Here is a 14,510-nt window from a genome sequence, read left to right on the forward strand (position 1 = left end):
TTGGATCGAGGATTCGGTTGCGGATTTTCAATGACGCAACGAACGGCAACGCGGTCGTTTCGCGCGGACGGGCGTCGTGCTCGAATCCGCAGCAGGGAGATGACAAGCGCCACCACTGTCGGTGGCCGTGCCTATGGTTTGTGCGGGGGCTTGAGTGGCGCCCGACGCTACGACCGAGGTAAAGGACTGGGGATCAATGAGTGTTCATGAGGCGTTTCGCACGTTCCAAACGAAGGTCAACGCTGACGTAGAGACGGTGCGCGAGGCCCGCCGGCGCCGTGATGTCTTTCGGGCCGCGTTCGGCAATGAAGCAGACGTCGTGGAGGTGGTCCCATCCGGGTCGCTTGCTCGAGGTACCCAGAAGGATCCGATCCACGACGTCGACCTAGTCATCGTGTACGACGGCGCGGCTCACACCGAATGGGGAAAGGCCGGCGAATCCGCCCGAGACGCCCTGGATCACGTCCGAGGCCGAGTCAACACACTACTCGGCGCCACGAATGGCACTCACGACCAGATCGTGCGTCTCGCTCGATGGCGCAACCATGCAGTGAAGTGTTTCCTCGACGATCCGGAAGATCCCGCCGCGTTCACAGTGGACGCCATGCCTGCATTACGGTCCGGGGATCATCTCCTCATTCCCGAAGCGCTCTCTGACACTTGGATCGAATGCGACCCGGAGTCGTTGATCACAGCGGTCGCCGATCGCCACGCGCAGTGGGATAAGTTCGCCGGCACTGTCCGCATCCTGAAGAGGTGGGCGAGCGACCAAGACATCAAGATCAAGTCGCTCGTGATGGAGGTTCTCGCCCTCGAGCATCTGCCGACCGGGCTAAATCAGCGTGCCGCAGTCAGGCAATTCTTCGTAGCCGCTGCGTACGCAATCGACGGTCACGAGGTGGTCACAGACCCAGCCGGGTACTGCGGTCCCATCCAGTCAGACCTCGACTATGTCGAATTCGCAGAGCGGCTCAAGGGGGCGAGGGACCACGCGAACCAAGCCATGCAGGCCTCCGTCAACAACGATACCGACGGTGCCCTCTGGCACTGGGGGCAAGTGTTCGGACCGGATTTTCCGCACGATCCGAACCCGGCCAGCAAGCCTGCTCCTGCGGTCGCACCTGTGCCCCGACAGGTCAAAGACACTCCGCAAGGGTGACCATTCAATCGCAGCCGGTTCCTTGGTACGAGGAAGACTCCCTTAGACAGCAACGAGATCGGGAAGAAGTGCAACGCTTTGCTCCTGACCTGCAAGTCGTCGAACCCTCCGCGGAAGACCCGAACGGCGGATGGTCGGGCCGTCTGCCGCTGTGGCCGTTCGACCGGGCAGCCCCCGAGGAAATCGCATCGATTTTCCCTGCCGGCGGTCTACTGGTCGACATTCGCTACGTCCCCGCCTACCCAATGCTGCCGCCGGAGATCTATCCGATTGAGCCTGAACCTGAGTTGTACGAGCGAAGTCAGGCCACGTGGCACGTGCTGCCAAACGGTGCCCTTTGCCTGTTGCAGAGCGTGGGACAGTGGCAGCCGGAGGCGAGTCTCACCGAGCTTCTCTTGAAGGCAGCCGGATGGCATCTGGAGTACTTCTTGATGAAGCAGAACATCATCACCCGCATGTCTGAACACGGCATCGTGTCGGACAGCAGCCACGACCACGACCTCAGCGCAGGTGCACCTTGAGCGGCGCGGGCTATGTATTTGTGCCGCAAGACGCGCTCGTCAAGATTGCGGCGTCATCGGAAGGCGTTGGTGGGATCGGCCTGAGGCATGTGCCGTCGGAGAATTTCTACGTGGTCCACGTGGTTGAAACAGCTCCGCAGATCAGACAGCAGGTAGTCATCCCAAAGGCTTACACCGCGTTGCGATGGGGAGACGTTGGGTTCGAAGGACGATGGGTGCGGCGAGCCAGCAGCGAACTCAACCTTCTTCACGTCGACTTGCTTCGTCGCCCTGGCGCTGCCGTTCCGTACGCGACGTTCACGGAGCTGATGGGTGTGACCCTAGACCCGGGGGCGCAGGCCCTGCTGGTGCTCACTCACGATCCCGATGTCACCGACGAGCTTCGCGCCGTTGGCGTTGAGGAGTATGCCGGCTGGTCCCTCACGAGAGAAGGTGCCTCACCGTTCCCAATCGCTGTGGAACCCGCGGTCATTGGCATGCAACAGCTTCTTGACCGATGGCCTGTCGAGGACCTTTCGACCCTCACCGTTGCAGTCGTGGGTTGCGGAAGTATTGGCGGCGTCGCGGCCGACGCACTAGCCGGATATGGGGTCGGGTCCCTGTATCTGGTCGATGATGACCGATTCCTATGGCACAACATGATCCGCCACATGCTTGGCCCCGAAAGCGTAGGGCGAAACAAGGCGACCGCCTTAGCGGATAACCTCATAAAACGATGGGGCAACGATCGCATCTATGCCATGCCGCTGGACGTGGTGCGGCAGGCAGACATCTTCCGGGCTCTGATGAGAAACGTCGATCTCGTGGTGTGTACGGCGGACGGTGTCGCACCTCGTCGAGTGGTCAGCCACGCCGCTCGCCGTGCAAACACCCCCGCCATCCTGGCCTGCGTGTTGGACCGCGGTGCCGTCGGCGAGGTTCTTCGGCTGCGTCCGACGCCGCGGTACGGATGTCTGCTTTGTCTGCGCGCTTCTCTGGCGCAGGCTGGTGCGATGGATGCGGAGGCGGATCAGGAACTCGCGTACGGGACGGGCTCGGCGCACCAGCCCATGACCGCCATCCCCTCCGATCTTCGCTTGATCGGTGTGTTGGCAGCAAAGTTCGCGACCGCGACCCTGCTCGAGTCACGGTTCGGTGACGGCGCCCAACAACTGCCCGGGGAACACGCCATCGTGGGGCTGCGACCGGGAGGCGATCTCGCTGCCCCGTTCGATCTTCACCACGCGGGCGACATCAGATGGTCATTGATCCCACCGCCGCGCGAAGATTGCCCGACGTGCGCCCCATAGATCAACGTCTCAGAGAGCCGGCTGTAATTGTGCACCGATCAGCATTGGAGCTGATCATGAGGGAGTCGGTTGCGTCATTGGACGGCACCGAAACGGGGGGACTGGTTCTGGGTTCGACGGAATTCGAACGGATCGAGATCCGCCATGCCGGCGGACCGGGGCCGCGCGCACGACGAACTGCCTCAACGTTCGATAGGGATCTGAACCACGCGCAGCTGATCGCCGCTGACGCGTGGGAGAGAGACCGCAGCCAGTGGATCGGTGAGTGGCATACCCACCCGCACGGACCTCTCGCGCCCAGTGGTAGAGACATAACCTCCTACCAGGCCCATCTCCGTGACCCTGACCTCGGTTTTCAGCAGTTCGTCTGCCTCATAGTCGGTGCCCCTCGAGATGGCACCACGCCCCTGACTGCCTGGATCGTGCGACCTAGCTCGATCCAGCCCGCGACGCTCGTACTTGACGAGGAGGAGTGACGACATGCCGGACCCAGTCATCAACCCCCATGATCCCGTGTTCGTTTCGTATCGGCATTCGGATGGAATCGTGCTGGCAGCTGAACTCACCTGGCTGCTCCGCGCCGCCGGCATTCCTGTTTGGAGGGACGTCGACGACCTCCCACCCGGCGACACCGACGCTCGGCTGCAACAGGCGATCGACGAGGGAATCTCCGGAGCGATCATCATCATCACCCCTCAGATCGCGGACAGTCGGGTGGTACGAGAAATTGAGGCACCCCGACTACTGAACCTGCACCGGGCAGCCCCGGCATTCGCGTTGGGGATCGTCAACGCCGTGCACGCTGATTCCGGTGCCGTGGACTACGACGCCCCCGATCGCGTTCTCGGGATGGAACCCCCCGAGCTCAGGAGTGTGGATCAGAAGAGCGCGACTCGAGATGGTCTGGTTGCGATGGCTCGGCAAATGCTCTGGCACCGAATCGCGGCGATACGACCGCTCGTTTCCGCGAGCGGGGGAGAACTGCGGATGTCGTTACAAACTAGGAACACTCCGCAGGTGTACGACCGCACCGACGCTGACCTCGACATCCGCATCCGCCCCTCGACGCACGAGAAGCTCCCCAGCGCGGCCGGACTCCAGGATCTCGCGCAGACTGCCAGATTCCTGCCCGATGCGATTACACGGGCCGGCGCAACTGCTGTCCGCATTGAAGGTGGCGCGCACCTGTCAGTCGCGTTGGCGATCGGCGCTGCGATCCCTTCCACAAGGGTTGGTCCCATGACCGTTGTCGACGGTCGGGGCGTCAGCTGGGCAAGCACAACCGAACCGCAGCTGTTCGACAGAGCTCGCCTTCGAATCGTCCGCCAGTCCAGTGCTTCCGTCACGCCACCCCATGACCGGCGGCCCGAAGTGGCCGCGTACGTCGATCTTCAGTCACCGCGGAGCGACGCCGCGTTTGATCAATTCCTCGCTACCCATACGGGGACGCTGGTGGCATGGCAGCACATCACATCTTCCGCTGACGGACTGCTTGAACCCTCGGACGGGGGCAATATCGCGGCGGAGGCCGCTGCTCGCCTGCGAGAGCTCTCGATGTCGAATGCAAACGCACTCGTGCATCTGATTGTCCGCGGTCCTTTCGGTACCGCAGTGCTGATGGCGCGACTCACGAACACACTCCGGATCATCGCGTACGAGTGGGACGAGTCCGATTCGGTGGAGGGCGACTTCCTCGGACCGCGCTACGAGGCGGTTGCAACTCTGCGCGCGTCCGCTCCCACCGGAGCAATCGAACACGTGCACATCACGCAGAGCTGATGTCGCACGACCGCGGTCATGGAGAGTTCTTGGCCGCCCTCCAGGAAGGGGACCTCAGCTATGGCTGAGTCATTCGATCTCTCCCGCGCATACACGCTCAAGCAGGAGCACATGCTCGCCGGCCTCGGATTGACACCGGCGTTCACTGATCATCCGGGCACCAAGGGTGACGCTACCGAGTCGAGATGGATCGAGGTCCTTCGGGAGTTCTTGCCGAACCGGTACGGAGTCGGACCGATATTTGCGATTGATTCGAACGGCGGTCAGAGCGACCAGATCGACATCGCCGTATTCGACCAGCAGTACTCACCACTCTTTTTCGAGCAGAACGGCATCAGCTTTGTACCCGCAGAGAGCGTGTACGCGGTCTGTGAGGTGAAACCCAACATGAACAAACCTCACCTCGACTATGCCCGTGACAAGATCGCCAGTGTCCGGAAGTTGAACCGAACGTCGGCCGCAATACGTCACGCAGGCGGCACGTACGAACCGCAGGATCCCTCCGGAAAGCCAATTCTCGGCGTGTTCCTCAGCACGGAAATCGACTGGTCAGACATACGAGGCAGCGCGGCCGTTGCGGCGATTACAGATCTAGATCCCACCGCGATAGATATGGGCATCGCAGTCAGAGGCGGTGCGTTCGATCGAACAGGAGGTCTAGCGTTCGCTCCCGCGGGGCAAGAACTGATCTGGTTCGCAACCAGGCTGTTCCGTGCCCTGTCGAAGCTGGGGACCGCGCTTGCGATCGACCTGGACTCCTATTGTGCACCGCTGGAAGGCCATGAACCAACAGTTGCGCACGGAGATGATGGGGCCTGTGACCCAAGAACTCCGTGACGGTGCGGCGGACATCTTGGGGCCCTCACGTCAGGCAGTTTGAAGGTCCAACTCCCACTGCAGAGAACCTGATCGTCGATCCATCCCATGACGAGCGAGCCGTGTGACACCCCAGAGCGTCTTCCTCCCAGCACACCACCCGAGCGGGCTCCTTCCTCGCCTGCATCACGACGTACTCGTCCATGCCGTTCTCCGTCTCTGCTCGAATCGCCACACTATTGAATATCGGCCGCGCGCCGGCACAAGCCACGGATTGCTGTCGTCGAGCTCATCGGCGACAGCCGCCGGCGGAGACGTCCGTTAGAGCGTGGGAGACCCGAACCAACGGGGCGGAGCAGTGGCGGCCCATCGCTTGAGCGAGTCGTCCGGGAACCCGGAGTAGCCCAGGACCATCTGCGCCGACTTGTAGGCGGTGAGGCACCCCAGCCTTACTTGGAAGTTGACGACTCTCGGAATCGCCGGGTAGGTCGTCGACGTGACGCCGTCGACGTCGGTCAGCGAGGACTGGAACGCGAGCGAGATCACCGAAGGGTGGGAGTTGTCGGAGAAGATGTCGTACAGCGCCGCCCCGTCGCTCAGGTGCTCGAGGAAGAGGCTCACCGACCGCCCGAGAGGCAGCATCGTCTGATCGCCGATCCTCCACTCATCGATCTTCTCGGGCTTGTCCAGCGGCAGGTGGACGTCGTCGAACAGCAGCCGAATCCGATCGAGTAGCTCGTCGCGCTTCTCTTTGAACTGCTTTGCTCGGGCCTTGTTCCACTTGCCGGCTGTGAACCGCTGTCGTTGGATCGCGGCCAAGTGCTCGAGCATCCCACGTGCAACCCTCAGCCGGCCGACATCCACTCCCGGGAACGGCTCGAGCAGCCACGCGACCCGGCCGGCGTATTCGATCTCAGAACGGACGAGCGGCCACAGCCCGAGAGGGATCATCGGCTCAGCGCGCAGCAGCGTGACGACCGACTGCAGCTGCAGCACGATCGCGTCGACCATCTGACCTGCCATCTGTCCGTGCGCGTACTCGAGGTTGTGCGGCAGGTGCTCCGGGAACGCCGCGCGGATGGAGTCGGTGGCGAGATCTGAAGCTGAGTCCTCCGCTGCGCCCTGTCGAGAGCGCACCGAATCTTCGTGCCACGCGGCGATGAGGGCTTCGCAGACGTCCGCGAGATCCGCCGGGCTCAGATCGCCCTCGTCGCTGGCTGTGGCCCGGTCGAATGTGGTCATGGGCCTCATTGTCTCCGACTCAGGAATTCTCCACATCATGCTTAGCGAGGGAGAAGAAGCAGTCACTGGCGGCTGAGACGCCGTGGGGGACATTCCTCACCGGAATTGGGGCGGTGATCCTGGGACACTTATGCCGCGAGATCAGCTTGATCTGGGCATCTGTCGGCGGAATTTACACGGAGATTCCGGCTTGATTTGACTGATTCCCGGCGACGGTGCCGGACATGTATGGATTCCGCACATCGACGAGGACGACGTGAGAGTCGTGTTGTGAGCGGACGCGGTTGATCTTGGCTTTGCGGGCTGCCCCTCGATCGAGTCAGGAGTTCTGGGCTGCCTCGGAGGCACGCCGGAGGAATTCATCGCGAAATGGGAATGCGCCGCCGGCCGACGCGCTTATAGTTGACCAAACACAACTTGTTCTGCCGGCCACTGCTGGCCCCCCGTCGCGCATGACCCGTCGCGCGGCATCCCTATCGGCCTTCACCCCTTCGAGGAACCGTGACCACTGCTGCCGTGTCGAGCCCGACCACCCGAAGCACCCCGGTGATGACCCACCGCCAGATCCTGTTCGTCATCTTCGGGCTCATGGCGGGTATGTTCCTGTCTGCGCTCGACCAGACCGTCGTCGGCACCGCGATCCGCACGATCGGCGACGACCTCAACGGCCTCAGCCAGCAGGCATGGGTGACGACCGCGTACCTGATCGTGTCGACGATCTCGACGCCCATCTACGGCAAGCTCTCCGACATCTTCGGACGCCGGCCCCTCTTCATCATCGCGATCGCGATCTTCATCGTCGGCTCGGTCGCCGCGAGCTTCTCGACCTCGATGATCGAGCTTTCCGCCTTCCGCGCGATCCAGGGTCTCGGCGCCGGTGGTCTCATGTCGATGCCGCTGGCGATCATGGGCGACATCCTCGCCCCCCGCGAGCGCGCCAAGTACCAGGGCTACTTCCTGGCCGTCTTCGGTATCTCGTCGGTGATCGGCCCGCTCGTCGGCGGCCTGTTCGCCGGCTCGGGTGAGATCCTCTTCATCGCCGGCTGGCGCTGGGTCTTCCTGATCAACGTGCCGATCGGCCTCGTCGCACTGGCGGTCGTCCTGCGGTTCCTGCACATCCCGCGGCACCCGCACGGGGCGGTGCGCATCGACTGGTTCGGTGCGGCCGCGGTCATCATCGCGCTCGTTCCGCTGCTGCTCATCGCGGAGCAGGGCCGCGAATGGGGCTGGACCTCGCCCATCGCCATCGCCTGCTACGTCGTCGGTGTGATCGGCATCGTCGCCTTCATCCTGATCGAGCGCGGCATGAAGGATGACGCGCTCATCCCGCTGAAGCTCTTCCGGTCGTCGACGTTCTCGATGGCGACGATCATCGGCGTCTTCGTCGGCTTCGCGATGTTCGGCGCGATGCTCACGCTGCCGCTCTACCTGCAGCTCGTGCTCGGCTCGACGCCCACCGAGAGCGGCATCCAGCTGCTGCCGATGATCCTGGGACTCATGATCTCGTCGATCGTCAGCGGTCAGATCATCGCCCGCACGGGCCACTACCGGATCTTCCCGACCATCGGCACCGCCTTCATGGTGCTGGGCTTCCTCACGCTGACGTTCGTGCGGTACGACTCCTCGTACTGGCACCTCGCCGGCGCGATGCTCCTCATCGGTCTCGGCCTCGGCCAGCTCATGCAGACCCTCACGATCGCCTCGCAGAACTCCGTCGGTCCGCGGGACATCGGCGTCGCCACCTCGGGGTCGACCTTCTTCCGTCAAATCGGTGGCACGCTCGGCACGGCCGTGCTGCTGTCGCTGCTGTTCACGCTCGTGCCACTGAACCTGCAGACCAACTTCAAGGATCAGCAGTCGCTCTCCGACGCCCTCGACGCCGCCCTCGACCCGACGGTCGCGAGCGCGCCGGCCAATGCCGGCATCATGTCGAAGGTCTATGACCCCTTCGTGGGCCAGCTCTCGGACGGCGCCCTCGACGGGGCGCAGAAGGGCGTCGACGAGGCGAAGGCTGCGGCTGCCGAAGCGGTCGCCCAGCAGGTCGCATCCGGGGCGATCCCCGCCGCCGCTCAGCAGCAGGCCACCGCCCAAGCCGAACAGCAGGCCATCGCGCAGGCGGGGGCGAAGATCACCGAGCAGCTGCCCGTCGCGAAGGTGGCGGCCGACGGCACAGTGACCCTTGACTTCACGGATGCCGCCGCCCGCCGCGCCTTCGTCGACCAGGCGGTCCCGCAGATCATCGACGGGATGTCGAACTCGTCGGGCTCCTCCTTCGACGACAGCACGATGGACGACACCTCGTTCCTCAACGGTGCCGACCCGCGCCTGACGAAGCCGCTCCTGGTGTCGTTCAACCAGTCGACGGTGAGCGTGTACTGGGTGGCCATGGGCGTCGCCCTGATCGCCTTCATCCTGACGCTGTTCTTCCGCACTCCGCCGCTGCGTCAGAAGTCGGCGCTGCAGGAGTCGGCCGACGCCGAGCGCCAGCCCGAGCCGATCGCGCTCGGCTGACGCCGGCGGGATGCCGGGGGTCCACTCGAGTTCCTAGAGTGGGGGGATGAGCTCGCGAGGCGACCGCACCCCGTCGCCGGCCGTGCAGATCGTGATCGTGGTCCTCGCGGTGGGCGTCGGCGTTCTGGTCGGGATTGGCGCGTGGATCGGCGGCATCCTTCTCGCCGAGAACCTCGGGGTGCAGATCTCGCCGGAGCAGGTCTTCGCGTGGATCATGGCCGCTGTCGTCGGCGTCGTCCTCTGGCCCCTCTCGCTCCGCGCTGCACGGCGAGGGTTCTCGAAGGCGACCGGCGCGGGTTCGGTGATTGCGGCGGCGGCGCGGGGCGAGCGAGCCCTCCGTGCGCTCGTCGTCATGGTGGGTGCCGTCGCGCTCGTGGCCCTCTGTGGACCGCGCGAGACGGCGAGCACGCTCGCCGCCGCGTGGGAGGCCCTCGCGATCGGTCGGCGCGAGAGCGGTCTCGTCATCCAGCTCCTCAGCCTCATCCTGGTGGCCATCCTCGCGACGCCGGTCGTCGTCTACACGCACCGCGCGGCGAAGAAGCTGCCTGCGGGTGACCCGCGCCGCCTCGTACTGCAGGAGCGCGAAGCGTGGACCCTGGCCGCTGCCACCGCGTGGACGACCTCGCTCATGCTCGGCCTCATCCTCGCCATCGCCATCCTGCTCTGGCTCTGACACGCAGACCCCCGAAGGAGACATCATGCGCAACCTCGTCTACTACGTCGCCGTGAGCATCGACGGCTGCATCGCCGACGAGAACGGCGGGTACGACGCCTTCCTCATCGAGGGCGACCACAACTCCGTCATCTTCGGCGAGTACGCCGACGCCCTGCCCGGGCACGTGCAGCGGGCGGTCGGCATCCACCCCACGAACACGACGTTCGACACCGTGATCATGGGCTGGAACACCCTGATTCCCGCATTGGATGCCGGGATCACGAGCCCGTATCCGCACCTCCGGCAGGTGGTCGCCAGCCGTCGGGAGCGCGAGGTCGATCCGTCGGTCACCCTGACGAACGATCCAGTGGCGACCGTCCGGTCCCTCAAGCAGGAGGACGGCGCCGACATCTGGCTCTGCGGTGGGGGAGAGCTCGCCGGAGCCCTGCTGCCCGAAATCGACCGCCTCGTGCTGAAGCGCCACCCGGTGGCTCTGGGCTCCGGCATCCGCTTGTTCGGTGAGGCCGCCCCCGCGGAGTACCCCTTCACGCGGACGCGCGTGCGCGAGTTCGCCTCGGGTGTCGCGATCGAGGAGTACGCGCGCCGCGCGGGCTGACGAGGTTCAGGCGGGATGCCGCCGGAGCAGCTTCTCGGCCACCATCATCGCTCCGCCGAGCACGGCCGGAATGCCGCCGCCCGGGTGCACCGAGGCGCCGACCCGCCACAACCACGGCCGCCGGAGGTCGTGGTGCGCAGGCTGGTGGAAGGGACCGCTCATCCACAGCGGGTGCGCGGCGCCGTACAGGGCGCCGTGGCGCTCGCCGAAGGTACCGAAGTAGGCGGGGTCGAGGACCGCGGCATCCGTCATCGAATCGGTGAGCAGCTCGTCCAGGCCCATCGTGCGGGAGATCCGTTCGACCTCGCGCCGCACGAACGGGTGCTCGAGGCTGTACCCCGACCCGTCGGCCGGCGCGGTCAGCAGCACGGCGAGCGTGCTCCGATCGTTCGGGTAGACCTGACCGGCGCGGTAGAGGTTGACGAACGCCATCGTGTCGGCGGGCTCATCGCCCGCGGCGAGGCTGCGGTGCAGCGCGTCGGGCTTCGTGGGGAGGATGACGCTGTGCGCGGCGATCCGCTCGGGCAGGGGCTCGCGGAGCGCGCCGTAGATCGCGACCGCCGAGCACGACAGGGCACCCAGGGTGCGCCGCCGCCCGCCGAGCAGGTCATTCACCCGGTCCGCGTCGAGCGCGCTCACGACGATGTCGGCCGCGAACGAGCCGCCCGCCGTCGTCACCCGTCCACGCTCGATGCGCGTCACGGTCTCGCCGGTGCGGATGTCGACGCCCGCGGCATCCGCCATACGCTCCAGCGCGAGCGGGATCTCGTACACGCCGCCGCGGGGAACCCACACACCGGACGCCGCCATGACGGCCGGCATGCTCGCGTAGAGCGCGGGCGTGCGCTCGGGCGGGACGCCGGCGTTGAGCGTGTGGATGGCGATGATCTCGCGGAGGCCGTCGGGCATCCACGTGAGGCTGTCGAGGTACGCGCGGGTGCTCAGCCGCGGTCCGTAGACCGCGAGCAGCCGGCGCAGCGCCGGGAGCGACCGTCGGTCGAGCGGATCGGCGACGAGGAGCGCGGTCACGTCGTCGGCGAGGGGCGCGTGCTCGTCGCTGAACCGCTTCCACGCCGGGTACCAGGGGTGCTCCGGCGGCACGGGGAGGGTGACCTCCTCGCCGTCGTAGTAATAGCGGCCGACCTCGGGGAGCCGCTCCAGCTCGATCGCGCGGGGGTCGGTGCCGAGGCGTGCGCACAGCTCGTGCCACACGCCCGGGAAGGTCACGAGCGAGGGGCCGGAGTCGATGCGCTCGCCGTCGACCTCGAGCCGGCGGCTCTTGCCACCGACCGTCGCAGCCCGCTCGAGCAGGGTCACGTCGTGTCCGGCCTGGGCGAGCAGAGCGGATGCCGCCAGGCCCCCGAGACCTGCCCCGATGACGACGATGCGGCTCATCCGTACACCTCGAAGAACATCTTCGTCAGCTGCAGCCCGCTCGCGACCGAGCCGGCGACGTAGGGGAAGGCGATCGACACCGGGTACAGGCGACGCCCGGTCGCGGGGGTGGGGCGCAGCAGCATCCACACGACGAGGACGCCCGCGATCGCGAGGTTGAGAGCGGCGACCGGGATGCTGACGAGGGCGAACAGGACGGTGGACGCCAGCCACCAGCATCCGCTCCACACCGCCGTGCCGCGAGGCCCGAGAAGCACGGCAGTCGTCCGGATGCCGGCCTCGCGATCCTCGTCGATGTCCTGCACCGCGTCGTAGGCGTGCTTCGCGACGCTCCACGCGAGGAGGCCGATGACGGCTGGCCAGAGCGGCGGCTCGCCGAGCGCGACCGGGACGATCAGCAGGGGCAGGCCGTAGGCGGCGTTGCTGAGGGAATCGAGGAACGGCCGCTGCTTGAACCGCAGCGGGGGCGCCGAGTAGAAGACGAAGACCAGCGTGTAGAGGAGGATCAGCCCGACGGCCGCCGGCGGATAGGCGATGAGGAACCAGACGAGGAACGGCACGTTCGTGATCGCCACCGCCCAGACAATCAGCCGCACCTCGCGCGGCTCGATCCGAGCGCCCTCGATCGAGCCCTTCCGCGGGTTCAGCGCGTCGGTCTCCTGGTCGAAGATGTCGTTCACGCCGTAGATCAGCAGGTTGAACGGCAGGGTCAACCAGAGGAGGAGCGGGATCGCCGCGGCATCCAGCAACTGCCCCGTGAGCCACATGCCGAGCACACCGGTGCCGATCGTGTTGATCCAGAGGACCGGGCGCGAGATGTGGACCAGACGGCCGAGCGTCGACCACGCCGAGGCGCGGCGCGTCGGAGCGGGCTGATGGTCGATGGCGGGACTCCTCGGGTGGCGACGGCGCGGACGACCGTGTCCCGCGATTGTATGCGGCGTGGGTGCCGCACCGGCGGCTCTTGCGCCGGGGTTGCTCGCCTGTCGCGACGTGCGAAGGCGCGCGGCGTGTTGTGACAGGGGAGCGGGGGTCAGGCTGCGGGGGCTCCCGTGCCCGTGAGCCAGGGCTGCAGGATGTCGCGAGCCGTCGTCCAGCTCTGACGTCCATAGCGCTCGTTGTCCACGTGGCGCAGTTCGCCCTCGCCGCTGAACATGCTCACGAAGTACTGCATCCCCTGCCAGGCGGGGAACGTCTCGTCGGGGTCGCGCGAGAGGCGTCGTCCCACCGCGGCCATCGCCGAGAGCGTCCTCGTCGTGCCCGCCCACTGCAGTTTGAAGGTCTCGCCACTGAGCTCGGAGGCGAGCTCCGCCACCTGGCGGGCGGTGATCCGGTCGCCGGCGACCTCGACGACGCGAGGGGCGTCGGCATCGAGGGCGACCAGGGCGACGGTCCGGGCGGTGTCGTCCTTCGTGGTGACGTCGAGCACCTGGTCGGCCGACGACCAGAACAGCACGCGTTTGCGATCGCGGAGGATCATCGGTGCCTGACCGGCGAGCAGTTCGGTGAACATGCCGTTCAGCACCGACGTCGCCTGGATCGGCGCCGCGTCGAGGTCCGCCGCGAACTCGCGGCGCAGCTCGAGGTTGCGGTTGGTCCCCGGGGTGAGGCGCCGGTAGTCGGCGGAGTAGTCCGACGGGAGGAAGCGGGGCACCCCGGCCGCGACCGCTGCGGCGAGGAGTGCGCGCTGCGCGTCGACGATGACCGGCCGGATGCCGCTGAGCGCCGAGACGACGACGTCGACACCGGATGCCGCGGCCACGAGCGCGTCGTGGTCCGCGTAGTCGGCGGTCACGACCTCGACCCGCGGGTCGTCGCCGAATCGGTCGGCGGCGGTTGAGGTTCCGGGGCGGGTCAGCACCCGGAGCTGGACGTCGTGGGACAGGAGCTCGCGGGAGATGCGGCTGCCGATGTCGCCGGTTGCGCCGGCGACGAGAACGGTGGTGGTCACGAGGGGGTCCTGTCTGTGGGGGTTGAGGTTCCGCGGCGCGAGCGCTCGGGCGCGGCGACGGGGTGTTCGAAGTCCGGGTCGGTGCGCGCCGCGTCGGCGGCGACGGCGACACGGGCGAGGAGGGTCCGGAGCGTCGCGCGCTCATCGGGGTCGAGCGTGCCGAGCAGGCGGTCCTCCGCCTGGCGGAGCTGTGCACGCGCGGTGTCGAGGGTGGCGCGGCCCGCGTCGGTCGGATGGACGTGGCGCACGCGTCGATCGGTCGGCGCCGGCCTGCGCGAGACGAGGCCCTCCGCTTCGAGCGCGTCGAGCAGGTACGTCATCTGCGTCTTGTCGATCCCGAGGCGCTGGGCCAGCTGCAGCTGCGACGAGGGTTCCTCGGTCGTGATCGCGACCAGCACCTGATACCCGCGCGGACCCTGCGGCATCGCGCTCACCGCTTCGGTCCCCAGGCGCGTGAACGTCTGGAAGGTGAGGGGCAGGGCCCAGCCCAGCTCGGTCTCGATGCCGCCGGCATCCCAGTCGATCTCGGATGATTCTGTGTCGATCACGTCGCAACCGTACATGTGCAAGATCGTC

At 66.3% G+C, this 14,510-nt stretch carries 14 protein-coding genes; 9 read left to right on the forward strand and 5 right to left on the reverse strand.

The annotated features are described in order from the left end of the window. The first annotated feature begins 196 nt into the window (after positions 1 to 196). From BLR68_RS05930 to BLR68_RS17700, 6 genes are read left to right on the forward strand one after another with little or no spacing between them, the layout of a single operon-like run. Entirely contained in the window at positions 197 to 1,159 is a 963-nt protein-coding gene (locus BLR68_RS05930) for a nucleotidyltransferase domain-containing protein (protein ID WP_026302941.1), read from the forward strand. Then, entirely contained in the window at positions 1,156 to 1,680 is a 525-nt protein-coding gene (locus tag BLR68_RS05935; protein WP_076709340.1) for a ubiquitin-conjugating enzyme family protein, read from the forward strand. The genes BLR68_RS05930 and BLR68_RS05935 overlap by 4 nt, the downstream gene beginning before the upstream one ends. Then, positions 1,677 to 2,969, forward strand: a complete 1,293-nt coding sequence (locus tag BLR68_RS05940) for a HesA/MoeB/ThiF family protein (RefSeq protein WP_026302940.1) — start codon at positions 1,677 to 1,679, stop codon at positions 2,967 to 2,969. The genes BLR68_RS05935 and BLR68_RS05940 overlap by 4 nt, the downstream gene beginning before the upstream one ends. A 56-nt stretch (positions 2,970 to 3,025) precedes the next feature. After that, positions 3,026 to 3,445: a Mov34/MPN/PAD-1 family protein gene (locus BLR68_RS18280; protein WP_371130006.1), complete on the forward strand. Its 420-nt coding sequence runs from the start codon at positions 3,026 to 3,028 to the stop codon at positions 3,443 to 3,445. Between the two features lie 4 nt (positions 3,446 to 3,449). Beyond that, complete coding sequence (locus BLR68_RS05950; RefSeq protein WP_040570580.1) at positions 3,450 to 4,748, forward strand: SAVED domain-containing protein; 1,299 nt, start codon at positions 3,450 to 3,452, stop codon at positions 4,746 to 4,748. A 60-nt stretch (positions 4,749 to 4,808) separates the two neighbouring features. Next, positions 4,809 to 5,585, forward strand: coding sequence for a DUF6602 domain-containing protein (locus BLR68_RS17700; protein WP_143015727.1), 777 nt, complete (start codon positions 4,809 to 4,811; stop codon positions 5,583 to 5,585). A 300-nt stretch (positions 5,586 to 5,885) separates the two neighbouring features. On the opposite strand, the gene BLR68_RS05955 is transcribed toward BLR68_RS17700, so the two are convergent. Further along, the gene (locus BLR68_RS05955; RefSeq protein ID WP_018187758.1) at positions 5,886 to 6,806 is read right to left on the reverse strand and encodes a hypothetical protein; all 921 of its coding nucleotides are present in this window, start codon (positions 6,804 to 6,806) and stop codon (positions 5,886 to 5,888) included. Between the two features lie 549 nt (positions 6,807 to 7,355). On the opposite strand from BLR68_RS05955, the gene BLR68_RS05960 reads away from it, so the two are divergent. The 3 genes from BLR68_RS05960 to BLR68_RS05970 are packed head-to-tail and all read left to right on the forward strand — an operon-like array spanning position 7,356 to position 10,588. Then, positions 7,356 to 9,317, forward strand: coding sequence for an MDR family MFS transporter (locus BLR68_RS05960; protein ID WP_018187757.1), 1,962 nt, complete (start codon positions 7,356 to 7,358; stop codon positions 9,315 to 9,317). Positions 9,318 to 9,363: 46 nt separating this feature from the next. Next, positions 9,364 to 9,990 carry a hypothetical protein gene (locus tag BLR68_RS05965; protein ID WP_018187756.1) on the forward strand — a complete coding sequence of 209 codons (627 nt, stop codon included), beginning with the start codon at positions 9,364 to 9,366 and terminating at the stop codon, positions 9,988 to 9,990. A 25-nt stretch (positions 9,991 to 10,015) separates the two neighbouring features. Then, a complete protein-coding gene (locus tag BLR68_RS05970; protein ID WP_018187755.1) occupies positions 10,016 to 10,588 on the forward strand; it encodes a dihydrofolate reductase family protein in 573 nt (190 codons plus the stop codon). A gap of 6 nt (positions 10,589 to 10,594) precedes the next feature. Here BLR68_RS05970 and BLR68_RS05975 read toward each other — a convergent pair whose 3' ends face one another. The 4 genes from BLR68_RS05975 to BLR68_RS05990 all read right to left on the reverse strand — a co-directional run bounded on the left by BLR68_RS05975 (position 10,595) and on the right by BLR68_RS05990 (position 14,482). Further along, entirely contained in the window at positions 10,595 to 11,983 is a 1,389-nt protein-coding gene (locus tag BLR68_RS05975) for a phytoene desaturase family protein (RefSeq protein ID WP_018187754.1), read from the reverse strand. Beyond that, on the reverse strand, positions 11,980 to 12,867 hold the full coding sequence (locus BLR68_RS05980) for a UbiA family prenyltransferase (RefSeq protein ID WP_026302960.1): 888 nt from the start codon (positions 12,865 to 12,867) through the stop codon (positions 11,980 to 11,982). Before BLR68_RS05980 ends, BLR68_RS05975 begins: the two co-directional genes overlap by 4 nt. A 149-nt stretch (positions 12,868 to 13,016) precedes the next feature. Beyond that, on the reverse strand, positions 13,017 to 13,934 hold the full coding sequence (locus tag BLR68_RS05985) for an NmrA family NAD(P)-binding protein (RefSeq protein ID WP_018187752.1): 918 nt from the start codon (positions 13,932 to 13,934) through the stop codon (positions 13,017 to 13,019). Then, the gene (locus tag BLR68_RS05990; RefSeq protein WP_256335328.1) at positions 13,931 to 14,482 is read right to left on the reverse strand and encodes a MarR family winged helix-turn-helix transcriptional regulator; all 552 of its coding nucleotides are present in this window, start codon (positions 14,480 to 14,482) and stop codon (positions 13,931 to 13,933) included. Before BLR68_RS05990 ends, BLR68_RS05985 begins: the two co-directional genes overlap by 4 nt. Positions 14,483 to 14,510 lie beyond the last annotated feature (28 nt).

It is taken from the genome of Microbacterium sp. 77mftsu3.1 (assembly GCF_900100525.1).
GTDB classification, from domain to species: Bacteria; Actinomycetota; Actinomycetes; order Actinomycetales; family Microbacteriaceae; genus Microbacterium; species Microbacterium aquilitoris.

What these genes read in the sequence shown, in the direction of transcription:
- BLR68_RS18280 (WP_371130006.1), top strand. Translation starts at nt 3,026, where the DNA reads ATGAGGGAGTCGGTTGCGTCATTGGACGGCACCGAAACGGGGGGACTG.
- BLR68_RS05950 (WP_040570580.1), top strand. Translation starts at nt 3,450, where the DNA reads ATGCCGGACCCAGTCATCAACCCCCATGATCCCGTGTTCGTTTCGTAT.
- BLR68_RS05970 (WP_018187755.1), top strand. Translation starts at nt 10,016, where the DNA reads ATGCGCAACCTCGTCTACTACGTCGCCGTGAGCATCGACGGCTGCATC.
- BLR68_RS05975 (WP_018187754.1), bottom strand. Translation starts at nt 11,983, where the DNA reads ATGAGCCGCATCGTCGTCATCGGGGCAGGTCTCGGGGGCCTGGCGGCA.
- BLR68_RS17700 (WP_143015727.1), top strand. Translation starts at nt 4,809, where the DNA reads ATGGCTGAGTCATTCGATCTCTCCCGCGCATACACGCTCAAGCAGGAG.
- BLR68_RS05965 (WP_018187756.1), top strand. Translation starts at nt 9,364, where the DNA reads ATGAGCTCGCGAGGCGACCGCACCCCGTCGCCGGCCGTGCAGATCGTG.
- BLR68_RS05930 (WP_026302941.1), top strand. Translation starts at nt 197, where the DNA reads ATGAGTGTTCATGAGGCGTTTCGCACGTTCCAAACGAAGGTCAACGCT.
- BLR68_RS05960 (WP_018187757.1), top strand. Translation starts at nt 7,356, where the DNA reads ATGACCCACCGCCAGATCCTGTTCGTCATCTTCGGGCTCATGGCGGGT.
- BLR68_RS05955 (WP_018187758.1), bottom strand. Translation starts at nt 6,806, where the DNA reads ATGACCACATTCGACCGGGCCACAGCCAGCGACGAGGGCGATCTGAGC.